Here is a 25305-nt window from a genome sequence, read left to right on the forward strand (position 1 = left end):
ATTATTTTTCTAGAGATAAAAAAGTAGTTACAGTAGCAAAGGTATTCTCATTTGAATTTAAGCCTATTACAATAAATACAATTCCTAAAGATCTTCAGAATATTTGCTCTATTTCCTTCATCGGTACAAGTTTAACTTTTGCATGTAATCCATTCTGCTGGCCTGTATAGATTAAGTATCCCTTAGCTATTTTAGAAAGTTCACAAAAATACTGTACATTTTTTATAAAATCACTTTGAAATGTTGAGCCAGCCTTAATTTCAATAGCGTGAATATTACCACCCCATTCTGCTAGCAAGTCTACCTCATGGCCAGTCCTGTCACGCCAAAAATATAGATTAGTAGGTAATCCTTGATTGAAACGTTTCTTAACAATTTCTAAGATAATCAAATTTTCAAATAAGGCTCCTTTAAGATAGTGTGTTTCCAATTGACTTTCCTTTTCAAGCCCAAGGAGTGTACAAGCAAGACCAGTATCATAAAAATATAACTTCGGCATTTTGATCAAACGCTTATTAAAACTTTGATGAAATGGCTGAAGAAGAAATATTAGGTAGCTAGCTTCCAAAATATTCAGCCACTGTCGTACAGTTGTATGAGAGATACCGCAATCTTGAGCAAGAGATGATAGGTTAATGATCTGACCTACTCTACCTGCACAAAGCTTTAAAAATGTTTGGAATCTGCCAATATTTTCAATATTTTTGAGTTGTCGCACATCTCGTTCGATATAAGTTTGAATATAGCTAGGATAAAAATCAAGAGGATGCATGTTAAGCTGATGTAATCCTGGGTATCCACCATTAAAAATATCCAAGGTAATCTCTATAGGTTTACCAAGTTCAGATAAGCTCAAAGGCAATAACGTTGTCATACCTATGCGTCCTGAAAGAGATTGAGAAACATGGTGACTAAGGGCAAAATTTTGAGAACCTGTCAGTATATATCTACCTTTTATAGGAGATTCATCAACTATTCCTTGAAGATATGACAACAGTTCAGGTACATGCTGCACTTCATCAAAAATAGCACCCTTTTGATAATTAGCTAGAAATGCCCGAGGATCATTTTGTGCTTGAAAACGAATATCAATATTCTCTAAAGATACGTACGGCAAGTGCCCAAATAATGTCTTTGCCATAGTTGTTTTACCAGACTGTCTTGGTCCTGTGATACCTAAAACAGGATAAAGCTTAGAAAATCTTTCTAAAACTGGTGTTATAGAGCGTAAGTACATAGATTGAATTTTATAACTTCAATATGCAGAATACTACAAAAAATCAAGAGCAGCAAGACCTTCAACACAGTGTTGGTAAAAAATCTTTTGTTTACTGCTTTACTTCTAAATTTCTATTTTATTAACTAATTTCGTTAAAATTTGCTATAATTTTGTTCTCTGTTCTCAGTTGGGTATGGACCAAATTTAACATCATATACCATAAAAACACAAGGAATTAAGCCAGTTTCATTCGTTTTACATAACGAAACAGAGAAGAAGTTTTTTTGGTATCGTAACCTCCACTTTTTGATGTCCATAGAACCTTTCTATATGGTAATTCTAGTATATCCCAAAACCCGCCACAGTAGCCAACTTTAACCCATTATACATAGGGTGTTTTGTATTCAATTATTCCCTAAAAAATCCCTATATTTTTACATAACCTGTTAATAAAGATATCTATTTCTCCGTTATATAGGGATTTTTTGCCCTTTTTTGAGAAATTTAAAAGTAAATAAGTAAATAATTGAATTGTGTGTGACGCTAAAAAAAAGGTTTTTATAGTCTTTGAACTTAGCTCTTTAAGTTTCTCCATTTTCTACACTTTTTGCTAGGTTTATTGCTGTTTGTAGCTTTTGGTCTATGTAAAGCAAACTAAACTTTGCCCTTATAAAATAGAAAAAAAGAATTGTTATTATTGCTATATTTAGTATATTGTTAGTGGTGTATAATGGTTAGGTTGGATATGATAAATTATAGTAAAGGTGTAGTTGTATCTATAAACAGCAATAATCTAACAACAAAGAAAGACAGTGATAATAAAGAACATTATTGTTTTACTGGCTTAGAATTATGTGAAGTGAATGTTAACTGGCAAGCAAAGATAAAAAATGCTCAAGCAGAGGTGGATTGCAGTATCACTTTTTTGGTAAATGAAGATGGTATAAAGGAAGTAGTAGGTGAGCCAATATTTGGAGGAATAACTGATAAACAGGAAGTACTGGAATTGGTGAGGCAGAATACAGAAGTTTTTATTAATGGTAATAGTTTATACTATGCTATTACTAAAAATGTAAGCTCACAAACAAACATCTGGAATGATTCTTCTTCTGGTTACAGAAAAAGAGATTCTATCTCTAGTCTAGATAGTGGTATTGCTGATTTATATTCAACATCTAATGGTAATTTTCCAACGTTTACTCAAACTGTTGGTTCTGAGTGTAACAGCTTTATAGATACGGAATTTGAAGGCTATGGTATAATACATGAAAGCCAATCTTCCAGTGCGTTTTTAGGACGGAGTTTATTATCAAGAAGAAATTCATTAGAGTCTAGCAATCTAAGACCAGTGGCAAATGAAACAGAGCAATTCATAAAGAGCGTTAAGGAATTAGAGCTGAAAGTAGATGGATTAAAGCAAGAGAACGGATGGTTAACAAAGCGTAAAAAATTGGTAGAAGAAGAAAGAAATGAATATGAGTTAGATTTAGAAAAAGTAAAAGAGAAAGTTGAAAAGCTTGAACAAGAATTGAATGGTAAAGATTCAGCTTCTAAGAAAAGAATTGAGGAATTATTGGCAAAGCAAGATCAAAAATGTAAAGAAAAGGATAGAAAAATTAACAAGATAACACAAGAGGTACAAGACTTAAACAAAACAATATTGAGTTTAACAAAAGATCTACAAGCTGAAAAAGCAAAAGTTTTTAAACTAGGAGAAGTTCTACAAGCTGAGCAAAAAAAATCCTCTAATCTAGAAAAGGATCTACAAGATAAAAAAACAAAGGTGTTCAATTTAGAAAAGAAACTCCAAGATGAACATGCAAAATTATCTGACCTGAGTAAAGGTCTTAAGTCTGAAGTACAGAAAGTTGCAGATTTAAAAAAAAGAAATTCAACAAATATTAGCAAAGCAAAAAAAGCTTTAAGTATAGCAGCTTTGCTAATGGGATTAATGTACCTATTTTCTCAAGTGCAAATCTGCTCTGTGTTATGTGTAGTATTTCTAATTTCATTTGTATATTGCATTTATAATATTTATACAATGAACGAAGAACATGATCACCATTCTCATGATTTTCCAGTAAGTAGAGTTGATTCAATGGAGCTAGAAGACTGTAAATACACTCAACAGAGTCAAATACAAGCAACAGTTAGCTGAGAATTTTCTAGATGATAATTAAGCTCTTTATTAGCAAGAGTAAAAATATCTGGCTATTTTATACTACTATTTTATATTATTATTAATACAATATATCGGTAGTGGAGTACAATATGAAAAATAAAGTCTTCTTTTCAAAATATGTTAAACAACTTCACAACGCTACTTACATTGGAGATCTAGCAACGGTCAAATCTTTTATAGAGAGTGGAGCTAATGTCAATGATACCGACGAAGATGGTAATACCACTCTACTTCTTGCTGCTATAGAAGGTTACCCAGAAATAGCGAAATTCTTAATTATAAATGGAGCAAATATTGACACTAAATGTATGTATGATAATACACCTCTTCACGCATCTGCTTCTAGAGGTCACCTAGAAATAGTACAACTTCTTGTTGAGAACGGAGCAAATGTTAACGCTAAAAATCATGATAATGATACACCATTAATTTTTGCTGTTTCTAAAGGTCACATAGAAGTAGTACAATTTCTCGTTAAGAACGGAACAAACGTCAACAGTAAAAATAAGTATAATAATACACCATTACTTTTTGCTGCTCTTAAAGGTCATCTAGAAATAGTCAAGGTTTTAATTAAACATGGAGCAGATGTTTATGCTAAAGGTGCAGATGGTAATACACCTCTACATGCCGCTGCTCATGAAGGTCACCTCAAGGCAGTAGAGTGCTTAATTGAAAATGGAGTAGATGTTAACATGAGAGGTTGCAATAATTGTACACCTCTTCATTTAGCTGCTTCAAGAGGACATTTGGAAATAGTGAAGTTCTTAGTTAAAAATGGTGCGGATGTTCACATTAAAGGCAGCTTTGGATATACGGCACTTCGTCTAGCTGTTCTTGAAGAGCGTGAAGAAGTAGTAAAATTTCTTATTGAGTGTGGGGCAGACATTAACTCTAAATATAAAGATAAATAAGACTAAAGGTTTTTTATGGTCACAGGTTCTCTTTTGTTTATAAGCATTAGCTGGCTTAGTTATATAGATGATCCAATGTGGTGTGAAGCGTAAGTATTCTTCTACAGTTAAATCCCTTTCAAAACCTCCACCAATGTATGCTTATGAGCTCATCTATATGCTAAATTTAGCAGTGATAAATATCTCACATTCTAGTTGAAGCTTATAACCTATACTTCATTATAGCAATTTATCTTGAAATATAAAATAAAATCCAGTACAATTATTTTAATTTAGATCTATATATTGAAATAATGCGTGAAACTGGATACTACCAATATATAGATAAGCTTGCACACTTTGTTCCTTATCCATTACCACCAAAGGATCCATCATTTAGTTTTAGTAACAATATTACCGTTCTTTACGGAGAAGCAATGATAAAACTTGGCCAATTAAATGAAATGGCTGAGCGCTTACCAAACTTAGAGAGATTCATTAAAGCATATGTTATAAAAGAAGCTCTACTTTCTTCAGCTATTGAAGGTATACATACAACTTTACTTGATGTTTTTACTCAAAGGATATCATCAACAAAACCGAACAAACAAACACAATTAGTCATCAGCTATACTAAAGCTCTTGATATAGCATTAAGCTCAATGAGAAATTCAACTATATCACAAACCATTTTAGCTTCACATAAAGAACTGATGCAACTTGACGAAGGTGGTGGTAAATATCGTATAGACTCTGTGCGAGTTGGTGATCTAATTGCCTCCCCTGCATCAGAAGTAACTATTCTAATGAATAACTTAGAAAGCTACATTCATACTCATAATTCATTACCTTCACTTGTTAAAATAGGGCTAGCGCATGTGCAATTTGAAATCATCCACCCTTTTATAGATGGTAATGGAAGAATTGGAAGGCTTTTGATTGTTATACTGCTAATTCATTATGGTTTATTATCATCTCCAATACTTTATCCATCTTATTACTTTAAAAAGAATCACTTTGATTATTACAGGTATTTAGACAGGGTAAGAACTCATGGTGACTTTGAAGGATGGATCGAATATTACTTAAATGCCATAAAAGATAGCAGCTTTGATGCTTACTGTAGAGCTAAAAGTATTGAAAAACTAGAGAAGGATTTAATAAACATGATACAGGTAAGCCAACATTTCTTCAAAATTCGTGATATAGCATTGCAAGCACTAAACATACTTTTCCAACTTCCAATCATAAATATTAAGGAATTAAGCGAAAGACTAGATAAAGCATACAACACAGTAAATAATCTCATTCTACAATTTGTTGAAGCTAACGTATTAGTAGAAGACAGAAACAATAAAAAACGTAACAAGCTCTATAAATTCGAGGCTTATCTAGAACTTCTTGAATGAGATATAAAACCAGACTAGCATAAAAAGTAAGTCAACAGCATTTGAGGAGTAAGCTTGTGGGCTATGTTTTAAATTTATTGTGATGAGGATAAGGACCTTACTAGTGAACGAACCGCCTTGCGTGACTCTTGACTCTTAATTTCTTTATATTCTCTAACTAATTCTAATATTTCTCTACTGCTTTCATCATCCTTATGTTCAAAACTACTCTCTTCATGTAGTGCTATAGGAGTAGGAAGTAAGACTGCCAAATCAACAGATAAAGCTTGTGCTAAAGCTAATAACTTATCAATTGAAATTGCATTTTTTCCTGATTCATATTTTTGTATTTGCTGAAATGATACGCCAACTTTATCTCCCAAGCCTTCTTGAGTTAATCCTTGTATCAATCGCAATTCCTTTACTTTCCTACCCATTTTATGGCACCCAGTATCAGTGCTTTCCTGTGTGTGAGAAAAATCATTTTTCAATTTACTAATACTCACTCTTACCCTCCTTTCACAATATGCTAAAGAAAGTCTAATATTATAAATTAAAGATACTGTAAAGATAAATGCACATTAAACTCTTCTATTTGCTTCATTAATCTACAAAGCTTTAGGGACATCAACTCTTAATTTATAGTATTGACCACTACAATCCCTAAAATCAGGTTTTTATTATGCCTTCGCCATAAAATTTCTCTAACTGCTTTTCCCACAACAGATCCATTTTTGAACCCATAAAGTTATTTAACATAATATGCTGTGGCTGCGTTCCTTCCAATATTGCTCTCTTTATTTCTGAAGCCAGAAAGTTTAATTTTAAAATTGATCCAACGTACTTAGGGCACGATATGTTATTTGCAAGGCATATTTCTTTTATATTGGCATATTCTCCACTGTCTATCTGACTTTGCCATAAATGTGCTCTAACTAGTGCTTTTAGCCATTTATCATTTATTTTTTCCTTTAGCTCTCCTTCATCCGGAACCAAGATCATGCTTTTTCCACTGCTTTTCTTTAATTTATGTCTAATAAAGATAGATATGTCCTCTCCTTTTGCTTCTATTGGCTCTTCTGTTGCTTTGTATTTGTCCACTAAATTTTTTAGCCCATCTTTACTTATTTCTAGCTTAAACCCATCCTCTTTGAACCAAATAGTTTTTATGATTAGATGTATTATATTTTGCTGCTCTACTGGAAATATTCTTTCCCACATCTCACTTATCCCTTGTAAAGTTATCAGAACTATTTTTTCAACCTTTTTAAATGCTTTTTCCATTAATTCATTATTGCTTATTATCAAAGGAATTTGCTCCAGTATTACTTGCTCTATTTCTCCTGCTGCTATTGTTTGATTCTTTCCTTTACATTCTCTTCCCTTTAAATGTTTTCCACATGCGTAATATCTATATTCTCTATTTTTCTTCTTAGTGTGAGTTGGTTGCATAGAAGCGTCACATGTATAGCAACGCATTAATCCTTTTAGTAACACTGCTGCTTCTTTTGTGCTTATTTGTTCTTCTCTAGTACTAAAGTTTTCTTTTACTTTATTCCATAACTCTTGACCTATTATTGCCTTATGCTTTCCTTTATATAATGTGCCCTGATGGTTTATTAAGCCTCTGTATATTGGATTATTCAGTATCTTACTTACTGTTGCTTTTTTGAACTCTTGTCCTCCTCCACTTTTGCGCACCTTCGTTTTATATCCTTGTTCATTTAATTTCCTGGTTACTGCAGTGACAGATTTGTACTCTACAAAACTCTTAAAAATATGCTTTATTAGCTTTGCTTCCACTGGATTTATTACTAACTTTCTTTCTTTTACATCATATCCAAGAGGAATCCCTCCACCAGTCCATATACCCTGCTTTCTCGATGCTGCTATCTTATCTCTGATTCTCATGCTTGCTAGCTCTCTTTCATATTGCGCAAAGCTCATGATTATGTTTAGTATTAATACTCCTACAGGCGTTGATGTATCAAATGATTCTGTTACCGATACAAATGTAACTTCATGCTTTTTTAAAAAGTCTGCTATTTTTGCAAAATCAAGCAGTGACCTTGATAGACGATCCATTCTATAAACCACTACAATGTCTATTTTCCCACCTTCTACATCTTTAAATAGATCACGTAACCCATCCCTCTTTAGATGTCCTCCAGATATACCGTCATCTTCATACTTTTTCTCTACTACTACCCATCCCTTTGGCTGTTGGCTTGCTATATAGTTTTTTCCTAACATGCGCTGAGCATCAAGACTAGTAAACTCTTGTACTGCCTCTGTATCATCAGATGTTCTTGTATATATTCCGCACCTAATTTCCTTTAACATCTTTAACACCTTTCGCCACTTTCACGCCCCAAAACACTAATCCATTCCATTTTGTGCCTGTAACTTTATAGGCTAGTGCAGATAGTGACTTATACGGTTGCCCTTTATATATAAATAGTTTTTTACCCATGACTGTTAATTCATGCTTTTCTCCACGGTATTCTTTGCTAATTTTTGTCCCTATTACCATAAGAGGATTTTCACTACTTACTTTTTTTCCTTCTTTCATTTGTTCTGCTAAATAGTCTAATTTCTTGGCCGCTTTTTCGGGCAATGCTCCAAACGCTTTTACTTGTAACCAATGAGATATCCAATTGATAAAGTATTCCCTACGATATGGTGGTGCTTTTGACCCAGTTGCAGTTTCATACATTTTTCTCAATTCTTGTGATGTTTTACTGAGTAATGACAAAACCTCTTTTTCTACAGATTGTTTTTCTGAACATAAGCTCATATGAATTTGCTTTCCCTCCTTTTTTAAAATTTATACTGTTTGCTCTTTAGCTCCGGTGCTATTTTCTCCTTTTTATAAATTGCTATAGCTTTCAACTTATTTGCCACTCCATTGCATACTTATATTTTTCCATTGCCCATTGTGATTTCCATAATAAGCTAGATATCAGGCCTTTAGTCTTGTGCTTTAAGAAAATTACTTCTGCTCCCACTTGATGAAATTCCCTTACTAGTTTAATTTGGTCTGCAAATTTCTCAGATAGATCATCAGGAGAATATATGTATATTACTTCAACCTTACCTTTTGCAGCTTTATATCGTAAACTCTCTAAGCTAGCGCTACCGACAAATTTATGTTCATCGGGTAGCTCGTATCCATCTGCAATAATTCTACACTCCAATTCACCAATTTGCTTTTTTGATGTTGTATATAAACTTGCTACTATCATTTTAACCTCAACATAAGTTCATTTGCTTCCCCTCCTTTTTCAAAATTTGTACTGCTTGCTCATTAGCTCTACTAATTCGTTGCTATATTTATATGCTAACTTGTTGCCATCTTGATATGCAGTTAGCTCTTCCACTATCTCTTTAAAACCTGCCATACAAGCTATATCTATTGGTGTATATCCCTTATAGTCCATCACATCTACATCACCTCCTGCCTCCAGTATTGCTCTAACATTTTTCAGCTCCCTCATAATTACAGCTTGGTGTAGTGGCGTCCTTCCTATATGACTTTTAGCATTAACATTTGCTCCGGCACCTATTAGTGCGCTTACTCTGCCTGAACAGCTCATCATGCTTGCTGCGTGTAATGGCGTATATCCTTGATAGCTAGTAGCATTGACTTTGGCACCTTCCTCTATCATTGCCTTCACACTTTCTACTTTCCCACTGAATGCAGCAGAATGTAATGGTATTTCTCCTTCATTATTCTTAGCGTTAACATCTGCTCCTTTTTCTATTAGTAATTTTACTCTTTCATAATTAGAAGATCTTGCTGCTAAATGTAATACAGTTTCACCATACTCATCTTGTTCATTAATTCCATAAAATGAGTTTGCTAATAATTCTTGAAGTCTTTTTTCTAATTTACTCATTGTTGCCCTCACAAAATTGCCTCTTTTAACGCCAAGCAAATTTGTTTTATTTACTTGTCGTTATTCTAGTATATTCGCTTTTGCTACTAAAAGCAAGTTATTTGTACACTCTGTAATTGAAATTAGCTCTTTTTTAATATATATTAGAATATTGATATATATAATTAATATATTGATAATCAATTGCTAATCTTTTTAAGCTTCTTTAACTATAAATTAATGGTATTTTTTGTCTTTATCGTCTTTTACACTTGGTTCTTTATCGTCTTCTACATCTGGTTCTTTATATTTTTTTTGCTTAAGTTCTTCAATTTCTTCTGCATATAAATTTTTCACTGCTGATGATATTTCTTTTATAAGATGATCACCATAAAAATTCGCGAATTCTTGTACACCTGTACCAATCCTATCTATTATCTTTCCTCCATATTTTTTGATCAGCTCTGCTAACTCTGGTTGATCTTTAGCGCGAAATAATGGACTGGTTCCAAATCTGTCTATAGCGTTAACATTTGCGCCTGCTTTTAGCAGCTCTTTTACTGTTCCTTTAGCATTACCGCCTTTCTCTCTAAATAACCATACAGACCCACTCGCAAGATGTAATGGTGTAGAACCATTATAGTTTGTACAATGAACATCAGCTTCTGCTTCTATGAGTGCCCTAACGTTCCTTACCTTTCTTGCAAGTGCAGCTCGATGTAGTGGTACTTCTCCTTCATTATTTTCAATATTAATATTAGCACCTTTTTCTATCAGTAATTTTACTGTTTTATAGCTAGAAAATTGTGCTGCTAAGTGTAATATTGTATTACCATTTTCATCTTTTGAATTTATATCCTCGAATGAATTCTTTAATAATTCCCTAAGTCTTTTATTTAATTCCCTCATATTAACCTCAACAAAATCCCATTTTTTAACGACAGGCAGATTTCTTATATTTACTTGTCGTTATTTAATTATATTCCATCAAAAAGTGAAAAGCAAGCCCCTTCCACAATCACGCGTATAGGTTTAACGAAATATTAAGATATATTAAAATATAAGCATATATGATTAATATATTGAGCAAACTAGCTGTATATTTTTCCAAGGTCTATTCAAATGACGATGCTCGTGCCACAAAAGTACACCTTGGTAAAATACCGCTACATAATTTTCTAGTTCGTGAATTGAATTATCCTGTTTTGGATCTGAGTCATTATTGCAGTTTACATGGTATTCTGTGAGGTTAAATTCTATAACTTTTTGATCAGTAAAATTCTTTGCCTTATAGTGATAGGTAACGCTGAATCTTTCTAAAATTGGCGTGTATTTAAAGTGCCAAATTTGCTCTGAAAGCTTGTTACTCCCTAAAGTAAATTTATCTCCGATTTCTTCATAGCTGGTTGCAGGAAAACAAGAATTTATCTCTCCAAGCTTCCAATTATCCGATAATACCACCTGTGCTTTAGCAAATTTAATTGGTGGTAATACACTTTGTGGTTCAGGATAAAGGGCTTTAAAGTTATACCACTGATGATTACGCTCATATATGGCATTATAGTTTTTTGTATGTGGCTCTGTTTCTCCTAAAACTGCAACGTCAAGGCGATATAAGTCATTACTATAGATGATATGAATAGTTATTGCTCGGTTGAGAGCATGAGAAGATAATAACTTCTCAGAGTGGATAGGTAGCAGGTTGGGCAAAGCTTGAGGCTCCCTCTGCTTTTATATGCAGTGAAAGAAGACCTCGTACTTTAGATTAACCGCACCTGCCACCGAAAACCATCGTGCGGCCCATAAAATTCGGTGACCGCGTATAGGAGTTTGGATCAACCGGCAATATTCTACTCTGATATATTATTATGCAATTGGAGGAAAAAGTATGCGTTACATTGGAGTTGATTTACATACAAATAGCTTCACTGCCTGTTATTTAGAGCAAGAAAAACCAGAATATATTCGCACGTTTCGCTTGCAGGATATAAACAATTTTATTGAGAATCTTCAGCCAACAGATGAAGTAGCTTTAGAAGCAACAGGTAACAGCTGTTTCTTTTATGATGAAGTGTTACCTTACGTCAAGCGTGTGGTAATAATTGCTCCTTTGCAATTCGAAGTTATTCGCCGTTCTGTACACAAGACAGATAAGCATGATGCAAGAGCTATTGCTTTTTTTCTAAGCAAGGATATGCTGCCTGAAGCAAGATGCAAAAACACACAATATCAGCAATTAGTTTCTCTTCTTAAAACAAGAGAACAGTTAGTAAAATCACGGATATCTTTGATTAACAAAATGCACAGTCTTTTTAATTACCACGGAATAAAAATTAAAAAGGAAGCACTGACAACCAAAACGGGGTTTAAACGTGCTATTCAAAAACATAATTGGTGTCATTTGGAAAAAGTTGAAATTGAAGTGATCAGCTATCACCTAGAAGCTATACGAGAAAGCCTCAAGAAACTTGAAAAGGAAATTGAAACTTTTGTTAAACAGCTTCCTGGATTTTATAATCTCATTAGCATTAAAGGCATTGGTGTAATTTCTGCAGCTGTTTTTATTACAACAATTGGTGATATTAATGACTTTCGCGATCCTGAAAAACTCACTGCTTATTTTGGAGTTGTACCATATGTTTCTCAATCTAATCAACAGTGCACGATTGGAAGGATTACCAAACGAGGGTCGAAAATGGCACGCACTGCTTTAATACAGTGTACTTGGGTTGCTATACGTTATAGTCCTTACTTGAAAAGTTTCTATGAAAATGTGAAAAAAAGGCGTGGTTCTGCTAAGGCCATTATTGCTACTGCTAGGAAATTCCTGACAACCATTTTCTATACGCTTAAAAAGAACTGGATTTTTAAAGATTTCACAAAATTTGAATTTTTTATTGGATAATAATCGTGAAGGAAAATATGGAACCTTAGTTTTATAAGCTAATGAATATGTGCATAAGTACTTAAAATATGTGGGGACATACTTATACACATATTCATTAGCTACATTAATTTAAAAAAGATTAATTAAAAACTTGGTGTTTTTGTTGCCAATGAAACAACTTTTGATTGAATCAGATGGCACAGTAATAAATAAAAAATTGTATTAGAGCTGAATTTTATATCAGAAAATGTTTTGGGTAATGCAAAAAATCATTATTGACTTTTATGCAATTTAGAGCTGCTGAGAAATTGCTGACAGAAATTTTCTACACACTTAAAAATAACTGGGTTTTTAAAGATTTTACAAAATATGAAATTTATAATTGACAACAATCATAGGAGCTTTGCTGATAATGAAAACGAAATGTACTAAACTTAAAAGTTGGATTTGATATTTTGAGTTCAAATGAGTTTTGCCGACCAAAAGATAAAACAGGTCCTTCTTTTGCTATTTTTACTCCAGAGTAGTCTGAAAGAAGAGCTCCAAAAAAACTTTCATCTAGTATAAATCGTTGAGCATTGTAGTAATCATTGAAAATTCTCATTAACCTGGATCTTGCAGGCAGTGAAAGCTTTGCTAGTTCTACAACTGCATCTACAAAGAAGTTATTCGGCACATCTTTTATCCCTACTTGCAGTTCAAAAAAGTGCTTTCCTGGTGGTTCTTCAATAATTATAATATCATCAATATTGGCCCATTTTAGTGCTATTTTCAGCGATGCTGGTGTTCCTCGTAGTCTTTGAAACTTTATTCCTTCTTTTACGGCTTTCTTCTTATCTTTCACCCAGAATAAAATTTCTTCTAAACCATATTCTTCTATTAGCCACGGTAATATTTCATTTTTGAGATTAAATTTAAATCCCCTAATGCAGCTTGGGTCAACAGTTTTGTAATCGATTGCTTCCACTATAGCACGTTCTTGTTTCGTTGAATTTGGTGGTAGCAGCATCAAATTTTACCTACTAATTCGATTTTTAGATTACCAAGGGTTGAGCACTCATTTCCTCTAATAGCAATGTCTTCTTTTGGCTCTATTAGCTCTACATTACTCACTCCTTCTACAAATAGATTTGCTATAATCCAAGATTTGGTAACATTCCATCCCAGCCTTTTGCTTGCTTCAAACTTTTCGATAAATTGTTTCTTCGCTACTTCAATTATCTCTTCTGATTGTGCTATAATCCTACTGTGAATATCTATTGCTATAATATTGCAACTTACAACTTCAACTGTATCTGTTAAAACTCTTATATCTTCGCTATTTAGCTGCTTTCTTACGATTTGGAGTAGTTCTTCTGATGGCACGCCACCTGTGGATAAGTTTGTTGATAACACTGAAATCTGCACTTTTCCAGGTATTGGTGACTCAACCAGTGCATCTTTAACTCTAGGGTCAACGGATAATGCATGAAAGCGGTAGTGCTCCTTGCTGCCTCCAGTACTCCAGCCAACTATTTTAGCTTTAATCCTTTTTCTAAAACACTCATCATCTTCTTCGTTTTTTCTCTCTACTCCATAAAATTTAGCTAAATAATCAAGATCACTTCCTTTTGCAAACATTAGTAAATTTGCTTTTGCTGCTTCATTAATTCTCTGCCGTATTAGTAATTCCCGCCAAGCTGCAATTTCTAAAATTTTCATTGTTAGATCGCTTTCGACCAGAGCAGTAAAGTTTGCATCACAACGGATTAATTCCTCCTTCATCCGTGATAAGATTTGCTCAAAATCTAATGGCTCAATAATTTCTGGTAGTTGCATTCTTAAACAGTAATTCCACTAATATTTACAAATTCACCTTCTGGAAGATAAACCCCCTCTAAATTAAGTATTACTTTTCCTTCTTTTACCTCTGTAATTTTTACTTTTTCTACTTTAAATCTCTTTTCCCACTTTTCTAGTGCTTCTGCTACTGCTGAATAGACTTCTAAAGTAAAATCTCTATTCATTGGTTTATCAACTAATTCAAATAGTCTTGATCCATAATTTCGGCGCATTATCCTACTGCCTATAGGAGTAGTTAGTATATCAATAATTGATTGTTTAAGATGGTCTATTCCCTCCAATTCCTTTCCCGTTTTAGAATCCATTCCTCGCATATTTCCTCAGCTACAAAAAACATTTGGACTGCCACTTATTATTTTAGAACCACAAGACACTTGATCACCAACTCTTCCAACTCCGTAACCATTTACAAACACTGTTTTTGATCCATTGGTGAGTACTCTAGCTTCTGTAAAACTATCTCCTTGGCAGCAAATAGGCTTATTATTAATAGAAACATTCATACTTCCCGTAATACAGAAATGTGGTATAGCTTCCATACAATAATCACCTATGCGTACAACTGATTTGCTCATTAGTTAAGATCGATTCGATTCCCTTTAAGTTTTATACCATTCTTAGTCATTTCTATTTCTGATTCCCCCACCTTTAGAGTGATTTTATCTGCTACAGTGACCTCTAAATGATGATCATTTTTGTTATATGATAATTTTGTTCCGTCCTTAAACTCAAAAATATCAGCATTTTCTTGGTGTTCAGATGGAAGATACTTTTGCTGATAAATTGCAGGTAATACCACTCCTAAAGACAATTCACCCAGTGGAGAAAGTACCACAACTTGCTCATCAATACTTGGTGGAACCCAACTGCTATCTTTTCCTGCTCTACTTGTTATCCATGGAAGCCAATCCGTTAAAAATTCACTTATTTTGACTTTTACTCTTGCTTTTTCATAATCTACTTCTTTGATAAGTCCAATACGTATAATATTAGCTAATTTTCTCTGCAACTCTGAAATAGCAAAATTACTTTCCAACATTTGTTTCCCCAACATTTATTTCGTGAGGTTTAATTTTATCTTCCTTCCACACTGACTTTCCTACATGAACTTCATGAATCCACTCAACTAACCAAACTAAATATGCATCCAATTCCGGTCTGAATCCGTCAACTTCCCCTGATAAAAACTCTGCTGGAGATACGCTCATTCCCCATGTATTTTTGTTTATTACTTTTGCCACTTCAGCAGCTAATGATCTTACCATAATAGGAGCATTTTCTATTGTGCTATCAATTATAACTCTAGCCTCGAATCTCGCTCTTAAAGCAAATTCCTCAGTCCCCGGATCTTTACCTGATCCTAAACTGCTAAGTTCCACAAATACTGCTGGAGCTGCTATAGTTGTGCGTATTGATGGATAAATTTCACAAGTTTGAATCTCTGGTATTTCTGTCTTTAGCGTATCACAAATAGCTTTATGTAGATTAGCCCAATTCATACTTTTGCAATATAATTCAATTCACGTTGAAAAAATTTTTTAAATACCGCCTCAACTTCATGAATTACAAGCTCCTCTATTATTTTTGTTGCCTCAGGCTCTAGTGGTAGTTTAACCTCTTGTATTGGTAATGAAGCTCTCCCTTTTCGTTTAAAAATACCACGATGCCCCATTGGCATAGTTGCTATAAATGCATTAGTAAACATGTGTTTTCCTGCTTTTGCTCCCACTTTTGTTTGTTTCATGCCTCCAAGTAAATGGGCTTTAACATTATAAAAATTTGCTTTAACTATAACTTCTAACGTGCTTGCCCTGGCCTTAATAATCCTTAGCTTTTTCCTGATTACAGTTAGTTTTATCTGCTTTTCTTTGCTAATCTCTTTAGCAGCCTGTGATTTTAGCCACAATGCCGTCTTATTTAAAGCTCTTACTGCAGCCAGTCTTATTTTTGACTCTTGTGCATTGATATCTTTTGTAACTTGATTAATATTATTAGCTTTAATGTTAAGCATCCTCAACCTCTATTGCTCTAATTTCCCATAAGTTATTTGAAGAATCTTTAAGTGGCTGCTCAAAAATCCTATAGAATTTATTACCAATTTTGATATAATCTGCTACACTAGGACAAGTAACATCCTGAATGTGTATTTCTATGGAAGCAATTTGGTTCGTTAATGTTCCATCATTACCTAAAGAATACGTAGTATCAGGACGTTTTACTAAGGCTTTTATTTCACAGATGGCTCCCTTGTTTTTATTACAATATGTGGCTTCCACTCCTAAATATTCAAAGCAATCCACAAATAATCTTTTTATATCTCTAAACATAATTTTATAGTTGCTTTTTTATTCCTAGCTTGGCATAATCACTCTTATCAGGGGTGCATGAAGAAGCAATGTTTTACCTCGCATTTTATGCTGTGACTTTAATCAACACCCCTGGACGGTGGCACATTGGTAAAGGGTTAGATTGAGTGTGTAGGTCAGTTCCTCTATCAAATCTTCTTGGCTCTTGTTTTGCATAAAGTGGTTGTCCGAGTGTATTTACTGTCTCATTAAAGTCTGCAGGACCAAAATAAGTAGTAAATGTATTTGCCGTTCCAAGAGGAAAACAATGCCCAGTATCTTTTTCAATGAATCTTCTAACATTTCCATCTACATCTGAGGCTTGCCCTCTATACTCTTCGAACGTAATACCACAGAACGTAAATCCTGACCTCATATCGTTTCTTAGCGCTGCTCCTTCTTGCCATCTTTCATATGCTTCTTTTACTTTTGAGTGCCCAGTTAAAGCGTCAAAAAACTCAGGACTAACTAGGGCATGGATCCCTGTCATATATTCACCACTTAAGCTATCTTCTATATGCCTGAGTACTTCCATGCACTTCCTTTTTACATCTGTTGTTGCAGTTCCAAGCGCAAAATTTACTGCTTTTGGAGTAATACCAAACTCATTGTAGAGATTTAAGAGTTCAGAGCCATCAGCATCAAGAATAATTCCTTTTAATGCCCCCATACGCAGGTGTTCAAGTGTTATCGCATGTTTATTTCTCATTGATTGCAAATGCTTATTTACAACTTTAGCTAGTGTTATAAGTTCATCATCTGAACCAAATGGACGGATTCCTTGAGCTTCCTCTGGCAAAACTACATCATCATGAGGAATATGCGGAATTGTAAATGTTCTCACTTTCCTTTTTCCACGTTTTCCGACCGTTGCTGGCGCTCCTGGAACCTGCGTTTGCAGTAGGCTTAAAACACCATTTTGCTCCTCAATGGCAATATGACGTACACTTACTGACTCACTCGGAAATAACTTCAAGCTTTCAGTACGACCATAATTGATCTCCATAATATTAATTGCATTAGTTAGCTCTATCATACTAAATGCTGAATTTGAGAATGGATTTTGCATCATATTATACCCCCTTACGAATAATAATGCCACGGATTCCGAGTTGTTTTACGGCTGTTGTTTTTTGTTCTTCAGTAATATTGGCTGGCCAAACAACTGTATGATCCGCAAGTAAAGCTACTCGAGCAATAATTACCGCTTTGGTGTTTTCTTTTGCGTTCACATCACTTGTGATTACTCCAATCGCTGTTTGAGTGCCATCTATAGCAGTTGGATTTAAAATTTTGATTAAGTTGTCTTTAGATTCACATCCCACTACAGTACCTAAGCTAAGATTTTGTCCCTTAGCAACAGTTATTTGGTCTCGCGAGTAAAGATTTGACGCTTCGTATTTCAAAAGATCGCCAAGATTATTTTGTTCGGTTATACAAGACATGTTTTTTCTCCTTATGTTTTATTTTATAGTTTGCTGAGTTTTAGCTAATCGCGTAAGTAAACCTTCTGATGAATTTTGTGGTAATGCACTGAAAATTTCAGTCTTCATTGTTCGCTCTGCAAGTGCCTCAATTAAAATCTCTTGTGCTTGTTTACTACTAACATTCTGCTCAATAAATTCTCCTATTTTTTCTGGCATTTTTGATAAATTACACAAACGTATTACTTCCAAAATTTCAGTACGGCAGTTGTTGTAGCCATTACGTTTAGCTTCCTCAATTAAATCATCAGTGTGTTCTTTACAGTTAAATTCGGCTGTAGTCATAGTAGTACTCCTATAATTGTTAATAAATTCAGAAAATGTTGTAATTCCATCTGCAAGACCAATATCAATGGCATTTTGCCCGAAATAAAGTCCTGCTTCGGTATCTTTGATAGTTTTTACGGAAAGATTTCGATTACGTGCTATAAGCTGTACAAACATTCCATATAAACGATCTATCTCCCCTTTTAAACCTTCTAAGCCTTCAGAGTTAATGGGCTCATGTGGATTTAAATCATTCTTTCTGCTACCTGCAAAAATAGTTGTATACTTAATGCCTTGCTTCTCATCAAAAGCGCTTTGATCTATGTGACTGGCGATTACCCCAATGCTTCCAATGCCAGATGTTCTGGTAACAAAGACCTTTTCAGCGCTAGAAGCAATAGCATAAGCAGCAGAGTACGCATCATCATTGGCTATGGCGACAATTCTCTTTTTTGCTCTTGATTCATAAATAAAATCAGCCAGATCAAAAATCCCACTTACTTCTCCTCCAGGACTGTCTATATCAAGTAGAATTGTCTCAATTTCTCTATCGGCTAAAGCTTCTTCTATTTGTGCTTGGACTCTTTCATACGATGTCATACCAAGAAAATCATCAAAAGCTCCTGGGCTTTTAGTCAAAATTCCATGGATTGGTATAACTGCTATATTTTCGACGTTACTTTTGAAAGAGTGCTTGAGATTTTTAAAGATAGGTTGTTTGCCATTATATAATGACAATAAATCAAAGCTTTTCTGTTCAATCATCATCGGCCTACCCAGCCAAGAGGTTCTTATAGTTTCCATAATTTAAAAGTGAAATTTATTTTGTTTGTGCACGCGAATCTGAGTCGAAAGAAAGGTTGAAAAAATCAGCACGTTTTTGGTCTTCAGCTATTTCTTGATCAATTTCTTCAGCATCATAGCCCATTTCTGAAATTACTTCTGAACGACTTTTAAAACCATTTCTTACTGCCATTTGCTGTGCTTGTTGGTCTTTTAGTGGGTCAACCCAATCAAACCCCTGTGGTATCCATTTTACTTCTTTTGACGTTTCTTTTGCTGTTGTAGGAAGCTTGCCAGATAAAGTAGCAAGTTCTAGCCATCTTTCCCATACAGGCCTGCAAAATTGAAATACCATAATATTGTGTTGTAGCATGGCACATCTTCTGCGAAATTCTATTAATCCTGCTCTAATTGATGAGTAGTTGACATTAGTTAAATCTCCTGTTAGCTGCTCATAGGTGATTCCTATACCAATTGCTATGGCTCTTAGCTGCTGCCTCATAAATGCTTCGTAGCTTCCTCCCACATCCGATGGCTCTGAAAATTTTATGTCCTCACCTGGATCAAGTAATTGCATAGTGCCAGGTTCGAGTCCTGATAGCGCTACGCCATGCTCATTTGATTCACTCTCTCCCATAATATTTGCTTCTGGATCAAGCCTAGTAATAAATCCAGCAAACATTGCAGCAGTTTTTTTTCTGACGAGTTCTGCATCATCATATTGATCAAGTTCATAGAGTTTCAAAAGTACATTGGAAAGCCACGGTTCTCCTCTAATTTGCCCAGGTCGGAGTGGCTTATAGATATGCAAAACATCATTTGCTGGCACTCTAACTGACTCACCAAAAGTACTCTCACCAGGGTGTTCTCTAAAAAGGTAATAAGCTTCTCTTTGTCCAAGCCTATTGAACTCAATGCCATTACGGATAATATTGCCATTCGCTAAAGTTTGATTGTTTTTATTATCCAAATGTTCTGATTCTAAAACTTGCAACTGCAGAGGAACAGAAAATCCATCCTCGAACTTGCGAGTTCTGAGTCTTACAAAGCATTCACCACCTTCAACCATACTTCTACAAACGAGGGCCTGTAATCCATAGAAATCACTAATATTATTGCTATCTGCCTCATCAGTCCACTTTAGCCATAGCTCTTGAACTTTCTTTCTGAACTCAGCATCTTTTGCTTTTGATTGAGGTTTTATGCCAGTTCCAACAGAGTTGCTCACTATCGTATCAATAATATTTGCAGCATATGGATTTTTCCGCACCATGTCTCGAGAACGACTGCGCAAAGTTTCAATACTATGAGAAAGTAAGCTATTTATGCTACCACTGCCTGGCTGCCAATACATCACTCTTCTACCATAGCCTGCTCCGTCCCATGCTGAACTTTTGGGTTTTGGTGGTTTATGAAATAATTGTTTGAAGGTTTTTAATAACATTACTTTTCCTTAATTTTAGATAACTCAGCTTCTAACTCTTCTATAGTTGGCAGGGCTGTTTTTATATTCTCTGGTAGGTTCTCAGTGATTTTATATTCAGCAAGTCCTATTGGTTTCGTCATGTCTCGTAGTGCATATTCAGCCAGCACATTATCCTTAGATTTACATAAAATCAAACCAATCGAGGGATTATCTGTTGGGTGTTTTAGTAAGTCATCAACAATTGATAAATAAAAATTTATCTTACCAGAATGCTCTGGCTCAAATTCAACTGCTTTAATTTCTATTACTACAAAACACCTCAGTTTTAAGTGATAAAACAGTAAATCTAAATAATAATCCTTTCGCCTTACTGTTAAACGATATTGACGTCCAACAAAAGAAAAACCTGCTCCAAGTTCTACAAGAAATTTTTCAATGTGTGCTACTAGTCCTTTCTCTATTTCTCTCTCATGAGCATCCTTGCCTATACTTAAGAAATCGAAGATATATGGATCTTTTAATGTGTAATGTGCTAAGTCAGATTGAGGTGATGGTAATTTATCTTTGAAATTAGTAACAGCTTTACCTTGCCGTTTATGAAGATCAAGCTCTATTTGGTGCATAAGAATAGAACGAGACCAACCATATTCTGAAGCATTTTGCATATAAAAAAGCCTTGCTTCATGCTCCTTTACTCGTTCCATTAAAACAACATGATGATACCATGGTAATATTCCAGCAGCTTGCTGGAGAAATTCAGAATCTGGATAAAGTTCCGCGAAACGCCTCATATTATGCAGGCTAGAAATACCAAAACCTTTCATTTCAGGAAATTCAGCCTTTAAGTCTTTACTTAACTGCTCAATTACTTTAGATCCCCAATTCTGGTTCTTTTGTTTTTCTAGAATCTGCGTGCCAATATAATGGTAAAGTAGTAAAAGTTCTTTATTTACTGTTCTTGCTGCTTTGTAACGGCTAGTAGCAATACGATCCTTAAGTTGCTCTAAAAACTCTGTGTATTCTTTTGCTATAATTCTTGTCATAGTGTTCCTTTCAACGATTTCTACCATTATATGATCCCTTTATTCGTCGAAAAAACAATCTTCCTTTTAGGTTTCATACCTGCAACTTTTAACTCAGCCTTGATCCTTTGTCTTAAATTCAACAAATCGTTTATCTGAACTTCTGCATACCTTACTACATGATCGCCATAGCCAATAGAAACAACCCGTTCACCACGCTGCAATTTCTTTATTGCCTTTTCAACTTGTAATAAATATTCTTCGGTGTACATTTTATTGCCCGCTGATCCATTTGCTTTTCACTACTTTCTTTGACTTTTTATTTTCAGTTTTCTCGCTCAAACTACTCCATTTATCCTCCTGCCAACGGTCGATCCCCAGGGCAATAGATGCTGCTCTTGCGTAAATTCTACAATCAAGTGCTTCGTTACGATCTCTTATTTTCTGCCACTCTTGTTTGGTATAACCTTTTACTACTTTGGTAATTAACTGCTCTGCTGTAAGCTGTTTAAAATATTCAGGTGAGTACTCTGGGAAATGGCAATATCCAGCCTCCTCATTTTGTGAAATATTAAGTAATTGAAACAACTCTGACTTTAATATTGATACTCCAACTGGCCAGAGTTTCATTCCTCTTCGTAGTTTTTTCCCGCTAACCGTTATATCAACTCTACTTGGGCTATTGAGCGGAACAAGGGCTTTATTTATACCCTTAACTGCAATAACTCTGCCAGAGCCTTGATGATTTCTCACCCAATTATATACTTCTTGCGTTGCATAACCAGCGTCCACTGCCATCATGCTAATTGTGTATTCAACTCCATGTGGCCCAAGAAAGTGATGATTCAATAACTCTGATAATTTATTCCAAATAACTTTGTCTCCAGGATCTCCTTCAAACACCTGATAATCAATTGACCAGCTCTTTCTACCTTTTCCCCAAGCTACAACTTCTACTTCTAATCTGTCTTTTTGTACATCAACTCCAGCAGTGAGAACTACTTCTCCTTCTGGTATAGTTCCAATTGGGTAACTCTCTCTACGCTCAAAAAGATGTCTCCAGTCTGGTACTTCTCCTTTATCAACCCAAGTTTCTCCCAATACTGTATTTATCCAGACTTTTAGTAGTTGTTCGTTATCTTTACTATGCAAAAATTCCGCTACTGCTTGACTCCAGCTATACCAACCAACTGGACTGTAAAGACTTGAAATATGAAATCCTGCTGTCTTTCCATCTTTTGTTGAATCAGTAGCTCTCCACTCTCCCTTTGCAAGCATATCTATTTTTTGATGGTTTTCTATTTTGCCTTTGCATTCTATACAAACATAATGTGCTGTTCTCAAATCTTTATCTTCCCACTTTATTTGTGACCATTTTAACACTTGATAGTGATTACAATGAGGACATGGGACAAAAAAGTACCGTTTATCGGAAGCTTCAAATTCTTTTTCTATTCTGCTGATGCCATGCACTGTAGGAGTTGATACTAAAAAGATCTTTCGACGTGTAAAAGTATTAGTGCGGGCTATGCTGAGTAGTACTGGATCACCTTCTCCACTTGAATCTCCAGGATATGCATCAATTTCATCAAGAAAGAGATATTTAACTGGCATAGACCGAAGACCTACACTACTGTTTGCTCCAGTTATTACTACTATTCCACCTGGAAACTCTTTACTTTGAACAGTATTACCTGAATCTCTTGACCTTGGGTCTTTTACTTTATCTTTTAAACATGGCGTATTTTCAATTAAAGGCGCAAATCTTCCTTTAGACCAGCGTTTTCCCATTTCAACAGTTGGCTGAACAACTAGCATAGGACCTGGAGTTTGATCAATAATATAGCCAATCCAATTGTTACCAGCTTCTGTTCCACCAATTTGTGCCCCTTTCATAAATATCACTTTTTCAACCTTCGATGACGGCGAAAGTGAATCCATTATTTCTTTGAGATATGGAGTTCTTTCTGTTCTCCATTTACCAGGTTCAGATGATGCTGTTTGTGAAAGCACTCGATATTCATCTGACCACTCTGAAACTTTAAGTAGTGGATCTGGCTTTAATCCTGCATAAAAACTGCTGCTATAAATCATCTTCTTCCTCTACCAATAGCAGCAACATCATCGAAGCTTACTTTACTTTCTGTTTCTTTATATTCTTCTCTGCACCTACTATTTACTACATCTAAAATTGGCTCTACTTCTTGAGTTGTTTCCAAAATGGAAATATCTTCCTGAGGTTCACATTGCCTTTCTAATTCCTTGGACATCTCTTTCTGAAATTCGTTTTCTACATATCTTTTGCTCATCTCACTTATAGTTATTGCTACAGTGAGAGCGAGTATTCCAATCACTATTGCAATTACAGGATCAGCGTATATTATAGTCAATGTTACTGCGCTAACTGCTGTAAAAATCCATATAATATTGCTGTACTTTTTTACCTTCTTATCAGCTACTTTTCTACGCTCTATATATCTATTGCTTAAAGCATGAAAAGTTGGAAAATTTACCCCAGATGTTTGATCCAATAAGGATATATTTCTCCCAACAAGCAAAATCTTTAATAGCTCTAAATTATTTGATTTTATTCCATAATTAATGGCTGAAATAGGATTTGCTCCTTTTTTAAGTAGTGATTTTACAACGCTCAAATGTCCTTTTTCTGCAGCAAGATAGATTGGTGATTGATTTTTTCCGTTTAAAATATTTACATTAATTCCTTCTTTTAAAATATCATCCAGTAGCTCAACATATCCTCTTTCTGCTGCCAAATGTAATAAACTGTTTTTATCAGCTCCATATTTATTACTCATCAATGCTTTTATTATTTCAGGTCTATTTCCTTCTTTTGCATAACAAAAAGGTGTTTTGCCATTATCATCCTTGACTAGTGGATCTATATCTTCTCGTGTTAGTAAAACCTCTATTGTTTTGAGTCTATCGGCATAGTGCAGTGGTGTTTTATTTTCGTAATCTTGTAAATTAACTTGAGAGCCAGTGGCATTTATTAAGCATCTCACAATATCAAGGCACAAATCTCTTTCGTCATAATTACTGACACTTACTGCGTTGTGAAGAGTTGATAACTTCATTGAGCCTTGGCCTTTGCGAACTAAGTTTACATCTCCTCCTAGCTTTAAAAGCAATTTTACTATTTCCAGTTTTTTATTGTTCACTGCATAGTGCATTGGAGTCTGGTTCCGTGCATCAAATACATCTATTGCGGCGTTTCCTTCTTTCACCAAGGTTTTGACAACATTTGCATGTCCAATTCCAGCAGCTAAATGTAATGGAGTATGGTGCAAAGCATTTTTGCTATTCACATCAACACCTTTTCTAATTAAATATCTAACTGCATTAATCTCGCCCATCATTGCAGCTAAATGAAGTAAACTATCTTGTTCTGATCCATACTTATTATTAATCAGAGCTTCTAATATTTCTTTTCTTTCGACGTTCCTTGCATAACAGAGTGATGTTTTGCCTTCGTCATCAGGGGTAAAAGGATTAATGTTCTTCTGGGTGAGGAGCAGTTCTACCAGACTCAGCTCATCAAGCTCAATAGCACAATGCAGTGGTGTTTTACCATTAAGGCCACGAGCATTGATATCTATTCCAGGTTGGTTAATAAGACATTTGATTAACTCTAGATGTAAGTTACCGGTCATTTGAATGGCTTTGTTTGC

The 25305-nt window shown here is 34.7% G+C and carries 26 protein-coding genes and 2 pseudogenes; 4 read left to right on the top strand and 24 right to left on the bottom strand.

All coding sequences use genetic code 11. The features are described 5' to 3' along the window. Positions 1-94 precede the first annotated feature (94 nt). The gene (locus ASM33_RS05025) at positions 95-1237 is read right to left on the bottom strand and encodes an ATP-binding protein (protein WP_110410114.1); all 1143 of its coding nucleotides are present in this window, start codon (positions 1235-1237) and stop codon (positions 95-97) included. A gap of 727 nt (positions 1238-1964) precedes the next feature. On the opposite strand from ASM33_RS05025, the gene ASM33_RS05030 reads away from it, so the two are divergent. The 3 genes from ASM33_RS05030 to ASM33_RS05040 all read left to right on the top strand — a co-directional run bounded on the left by ASM33_RS05030 (position 1965) and on the right by ASM33_RS05040 (position 5703). Beyond that, positions 1965-3377 (top strand): hypothetical protein, encoded by a 1413-nt coding sequence (locus ASM33_RS05030; RefSeq protein WP_110410113.1) that lies wholly within the window; start codon positions 1965-1967, stop codon positions 3375-3377. A 113-nt stretch (positions 3378-3490) separates the two neighbouring features. Continuing rightward, positions 3491-4315 (top strand): ankyrin repeat domain-containing protein, encoded by an 825-nt coding sequence (locus tag ASM33_RS05035; protein ID WP_110410112.1) that lies wholly within the window; start codon positions 3491-3493, stop codon positions 4313-4315. A 293-nt stretch (positions 4316-4608) separates the two neighbouring features. Beyond that, on the top strand, positions 4609-5703 hold the full coding sequence (locus tag ASM33_RS05040; RefSeq protein ID WP_110410111.1) for a Fic family protein: 1095 nt from the start codon (positions 4609-4611) through the stop codon (positions 5701-5703). A gap of 74 nt (positions 5704-5777) precedes the next feature. Here ASM33_RS05040 and ASM33_RS05045 read toward each other — a convergent pair whose 3' ends face one another. The 7 genes and pseudogenes from ASM33_RS05045 to ASM33_RS05075 form a co-directional block, all read right to left on the bottom strand. Then, positions 5778-6188, bottom strand: a complete 411-nt coding sequence (locus ASM33_RS05045; RefSeq protein ID WP_110410110.1) for a helix-turn-helix domain-containing protein — start codon at positions 6186-6188, stop codon at positions 5778-5780. 163 nt (positions 6189-6351) lie between these two features. Continuing rightward, positions 6352-8025 (bottom strand): recombinase family protein, encoded by a 1674-nt coding sequence (locus tag ASM33_RS05050; RefSeq protein WP_110410109.1) that lies wholly within the window; start codon positions 8023-8025, stop codon positions 6352-6354. Continuing rightward, positions 8009-8479, bottom strand: a complete 471-nt coding sequence (locus ASM33_RS05055; protein WP_110410108.1) for a DUF2924 domain-containing protein — start codon at positions 8477-8479, stop codon at positions 8009-8011. The genes ASM33_RS05050 and ASM33_RS05055 overlap by 17 nt, the downstream gene beginning before the upstream one ends. Positions 8480-8570: 91 nt before the next feature. Then, positions 8571-8927, bottom strand: coding sequence for a recombinase family protein (locus ASM33_RS05060; RefSeq protein WP_110410107.1), 357 nt, complete (start codon positions 8925-8927; stop codon positions 8571-8573). A 39-nt stretch (positions 8928-8966) separates the two neighbouring features. Continuing rightward, complete coding sequence (locus ASM33_RS05065; RefSeq protein ID WP_110410106.1) at positions 8967-9581, bottom strand: ankyrin repeat domain-containing protein; 615 nt, start codon at positions 9579-9581, stop codon at positions 8967-8969. A gap of 216 nt (positions 9582-9797) precedes the next feature. After that, complete coding sequence (locus ASM33_RS05070) at positions 9798-10469, bottom strand: ankyrin repeat domain-containing protein (protein WP_110409340.1); 672 nt, start codon at positions 10467-10469, stop codon at positions 9798-9800. Positions 10470-10634: 165 nt separating this feature from the next. Next, positions 10635-11186, bottom strand: a pseudogene (locus ASM33_RS05075) (phage tail protein); the annotation flags it as partial. Positions 11187-11448: 262 nt separating this feature from the next. On the opposite strand from ASM33_RS05075, the gene ASM33_RS05080 reads away from it, so the two are divergent. After that, entirely contained in the window at positions 11449-12465 is a 1017-nt protein-coding gene (locus tag ASM33_RS05080; protein WP_110410050.1) for an IS110 family RNA-guided transposase, read from the top strand. 445 nt (positions 12466-12910) lie between these two features. Here the strand turns inward: ASM33_RS05080 and ASM33_RS05085 are convergent. The 16 genes and pseudogenes from ASM33_RS05085 to ASM33_RS05160 form a co-directional block, all read right to left on the bottom strand. After that, positions 12911-13456, bottom strand: a pseudogene (locus ASM33_RS05085) (phage tail protein); the annotation flags it as partial. Beyond that, positions 13456-14265 (bottom strand): baseplate assembly protein, encoded by an 810-nt coding sequence (locus ASM33_RS05090; protein ID WP_110410105.1) that lies wholly within the window; start codon positions 14263-14265, stop codon positions 13456-13458. The pseudogene ASM33_RS05085 and the gene ASM33_RS05090, both read right to left, overlap by 1 nt. Before the next feature lie 2 nt (positions 14266-14267). After that, entirely contained in the window at positions 14268-14603 is a 336-nt protein-coding gene (locus ASM33_RS05095; protein WP_110410104.1) for a GPW/gp25 family protein, read from the bottom strand. 6 nt (positions 14604-14609) lie between these two features. Continuing rightward, on the bottom strand, positions 14610-14864 hold the full coding sequence (locus ASM33_RS05100) for a PAAR domain-containing protein (protein ID WP_110410103.1): 255 nt from the start codon (positions 14862-14864) through the stop codon (positions 14610-14612). Beyond that, a complete protein-coding gene (locus ASM33_RS05105; RefSeq protein ID WP_110410102.1) occupies positions 14864-15328 on the bottom strand; it encodes a phage baseplate assembly protein V in 465 nt (154 codons plus the stop codon). Before ASM33_RS05105 ends, ASM33_RS05100 begins: the two co-directional genes overlap by 1 nt. Next, positions 15315-15788 (bottom strand): hypothetical protein, encoded by a 474-nt coding sequence (locus ASM33_RS05110; RefSeq protein WP_110410101.1) that lies wholly within the window; start codon positions 15786-15788, stop codon positions 15315-15317. Before ASM33_RS05110 ends, ASM33_RS05105 begins: the two co-directional genes overlap by 14 nt. Continuing rightward, a complete protein-coding gene (locus ASM33_RS05115) occupies positions 15785-16300 on the bottom strand; it encodes a phage tail protein (protein ID WP_110410100.1) in 516 nt (171 codons plus the stop codon). Before ASM33_RS05115 ends, ASM33_RS05110 begins: the two co-directional genes overlap by 4 nt. Further along, a complete protein-coding gene (locus ASM33_RS05120) occupies positions 16293-16616 on the bottom strand; it encodes a head-tail joining protein (protein ID WP_110410099.1) in 324 nt (107 codons plus the stop codon). Before ASM33_RS05120 ends, ASM33_RS05115 begins: the two co-directional genes overlap by 8 nt. 85 nt (positions 16617-16701) lie before the next feature. Further along, positions 16702-17703, bottom strand: coding sequence for a major capsid protein (locus ASM33_RS05125; RefSeq protein ID WP_110410579.1), 1002 nt, complete (start codon positions 17701-17703; stop codon positions 16702-16704). 4 nt (positions 17704-17707) lie between these two features. Continuing rightward, positions 17708-18079: a head decoration protein gene (locus tag ASM33_RS05130; RefSeq protein WP_110410098.1), complete on the bottom strand. Its 372-nt coding sequence runs from the start codon at positions 18077-18079 to the stop codon at positions 17708-17710. 18 nt (positions 18080-18097) lie between these two features. After that, a complete protein-coding gene (locus ASM33_RS05135; protein WP_110410097.1) occupies positions 18098-19189 on the bottom strand; it encodes a S49 family peptidase in 1092 nt (363 codons plus the stop codon). Between the two features lie 16 nt (positions 19190-19205). Beyond that, positions 19206-20612, bottom strand: coding sequence for a phage portal protein (locus ASM33_RS05140; protein WP_110410096.1), 1407 nt, complete (start codon positions 20610-20612; stop codon positions 19206-19208). Then, on the bottom strand, positions 20612-21637 hold the full coding sequence (locus ASM33_RS05145; RefSeq protein ID WP_110410578.1) for a PDDEXK nuclease domain-containing protein: 1026 nt from the start codon (positions 21635-21637) through the stop codon (positions 20612-20614). The genes ASM33_RS05140 and ASM33_RS05145 overlap by 1 nt, the downstream gene beginning before the upstream one ends. A gap of 26 nt (positions 21638-21663) precedes the next feature. Continuing rightward, positions 21664-21888 carry a gpW family head-tail joining protein gene (locus ASM33_RS05150; RefSeq protein WP_110410095.1) on the bottom strand — a complete coding sequence of 75 codons (225 nt, stop codon included), beginning with the start codon at positions 21886-21888 and terminating at the stop codon, positions 21664-21666. A 1-nt stretch (position 21889) separates the two neighbouring features. Further along, positions 21890-23710 (bottom strand): phage terminase large subunit family protein, encoded by a 1821-nt coding sequence (locus ASM33_RS05155; RefSeq protein ID WP_110410094.1) that lies wholly within the window; start codon positions 23708-23710, stop codon positions 21890-21892. Then, positions 23707-25287 carry an ankyrin repeat domain-containing protein gene (locus tag ASM33_RS05160; protein WP_110410093.1) on the bottom strand — a complete coding sequence of 527 codons (1581 nt, stop codon included), beginning with the start codon at positions 25285-25287 and terminating at the stop codon, positions 23707-23709. The genes ASM33_RS05155 and ASM33_RS05160 overlap by 4 nt, the downstream gene beginning before the upstream one ends. Between the last annotated feature and the right edge of the window lie 18 nt (positions 25288-25305).

This window comes from Wolbachia endosymbiont of Folsomia candida (genome assembly GCF_001931755.2).
GTDB lineage: Bacteria > Pseudomonadota > Alphaproteobacteria > Rickettsiales > Anaplasmataceae > Wolbachia.

Bases quoted from the DNA above. Each gene is read 5' to 3' on its own strand.
- ASM33_RS05025 (WP_110410114.1), bottom strand. From the start codon at position 1,237: ATGTACTTACGCTCTATAACACCAGTTTTAGAAAGATTTTCTAAGCTT.
- ASM33_RS05030 (WP_110410113.1), top strand. From the start codon at position 1,965: ATGATAAATTATAGTAAAGGTGTAGTTGTATCTATAAACAGCAATAAT.
- ASM33_RS05035 (WP_110410112.1), top strand. From the start codon at position 3,491: ATGAAAAATAAAGTCTTCTTTTCAAAATATGTTAAACAACTTCACAAC.
- ASM33_RS05040 (WP_110410111.1), top strand. From the start codon at position 4,609: ATGCGTGAAACTGGATACTACCAATATATAGATAAGCTTGCACACTTT.
- ASM33_RS05050 (WP_110410109.1), bottom strand. From the start codon at position 8,025: ATGTTAAAGGAAATTAGGTGCGGAATATATACAAGAACATCTGATGAT.
- ASM33_RS05055 (WP_110410108.1), bottom strand. From the start codon at position 8,479: ATGAGCTTATGTTCAGAAAAACAATCTGTAGAAAAAGAGGTTTTGTCA.
- ASM33_RS05060 (WP_110410107.1), bottom strand. From the start codon at position 8,927: ATGATAGTAGCAAGTTTATATACAACATCAAAAAAGCAAATTGGTGAA.
- ASM33_RS05065 (WP_110410106.1), bottom strand. From the start codon at position 9,581: ATGAGTAAATTAGAAAAAAGACTTCAAGAATTATTAGCAAACTCATTT.
- ASM33_RS05070 (WP_110409340.1), bottom strand. From the start codon at position 10,469: ATGAGGGAATTAAATAAAAGACTTAGGGAATTATTAAAGAATTCATTC.
- ASM33_RS05080 (WP_110410050.1), top strand. From the start codon at position 11,449: ATGCGTTACATTGGAGTTGATTTACATACAAATAGCTTCACTGCCTGT.
- ASM33_RS05090 (WP_110410105.1), bottom strand. From the start codon at position 14,265: ATGCAACTACCAGAAATTATTGAGCCATTAGATTTTGAGCAAATCTTA.
- ASM33_RS05095 (WP_110410104.1), bottom strand. From the start codon at position 14,603: ATGCGAGGAATGGATTCTAAAACGGGAAAGGAATTGGAGGGAATAGAC.
- ASM33_RS05100 (WP_110410103.1), bottom strand. From the start codon at position 14,864: ATGAGCAAATCAGTTGTACGCATAGGTGATTATTGTATGGAAGCTATA.
- ASM33_RS05105 (WP_110410102.1), bottom strand. From the start codon at position 15,328: ATGTTGGAAAGTAATTTTGCTATTTCAGAGTTGCAGAGAAAATTAGCT.
- ASM33_RS05110 (WP_110410101.1), bottom strand. From the start codon at position 15,788: ATGAATTGGGCTAATCTACATAAAGCTATTTGTGATACGCTAAAGACA.
- ASM33_RS05115 (WP_110410100.1), bottom strand. From the start codon at position 16,300: ATGCTTAACATTAAAGCTAATAATATTAATCAAGTTACAAAAGATATC.
- ASM33_RS05120 (WP_110410099.1), bottom strand. From the start codon at position 16,616: ATGTTTAGAGATATAAAAAGATTATTTGTGGATTGCTTTGAATATTTA.
- ASM33_RS05125 (WP_110410579.1), bottom strand. From the start codon at position 17,703: ATGCAAAATCCATTCTCAAATTCAGCATTTAGTATGATAGAGCTAACT.
- ASM33_RS05130 (WP_110410098.1), bottom strand. From the start codon at position 18,079: ATGTCTTGTATAACCGAACAAAATAATCTTGGCGATCTTTTGAAATAC.
- ASM33_RS05135 (WP_110410097.1), bottom strand. From the start codon at position 19,189: ATGGAAACTATAAGAACCTCTTGGCTGGGTAGGCCGATGATGATTGAA.
- ASM33_RS05140 (WP_110410096.1), bottom strand. From the start codon at position 20,612: ATGTTATTAAAAACCTTCAAACAATTATTTCATAAACCACCAAAACCC.
- ASM33_RS05145 (WP_110410578.1), bottom strand. From the start codon at position 21,637: ATGACAAGAATTATAGCAAAAGAATACACAGAGTTTTTAGAGCAACTT.
- ASM33_RS05150 (WP_110410095.1), bottom strand. From the start codon at position 21,888: ATGTACACCGAAGAATATTTATTACAAGTTGAAAAGGCAATAAAGAAA.
- ASM33_RS05155 (WP_110410094.1), bottom strand. From the start codon at position 23,710: ATGATTTATAGCAGCAGTTTTTATGCAGGATTAAAGCCAGATCCACTA.
- ASM33_RS05160 (WP_110410093.1), bottom strand. From the start codon at position 25,287: ATGACCGGTAACTTACATCTAGAGTTAATCAAATGTCTTATTAACCAA.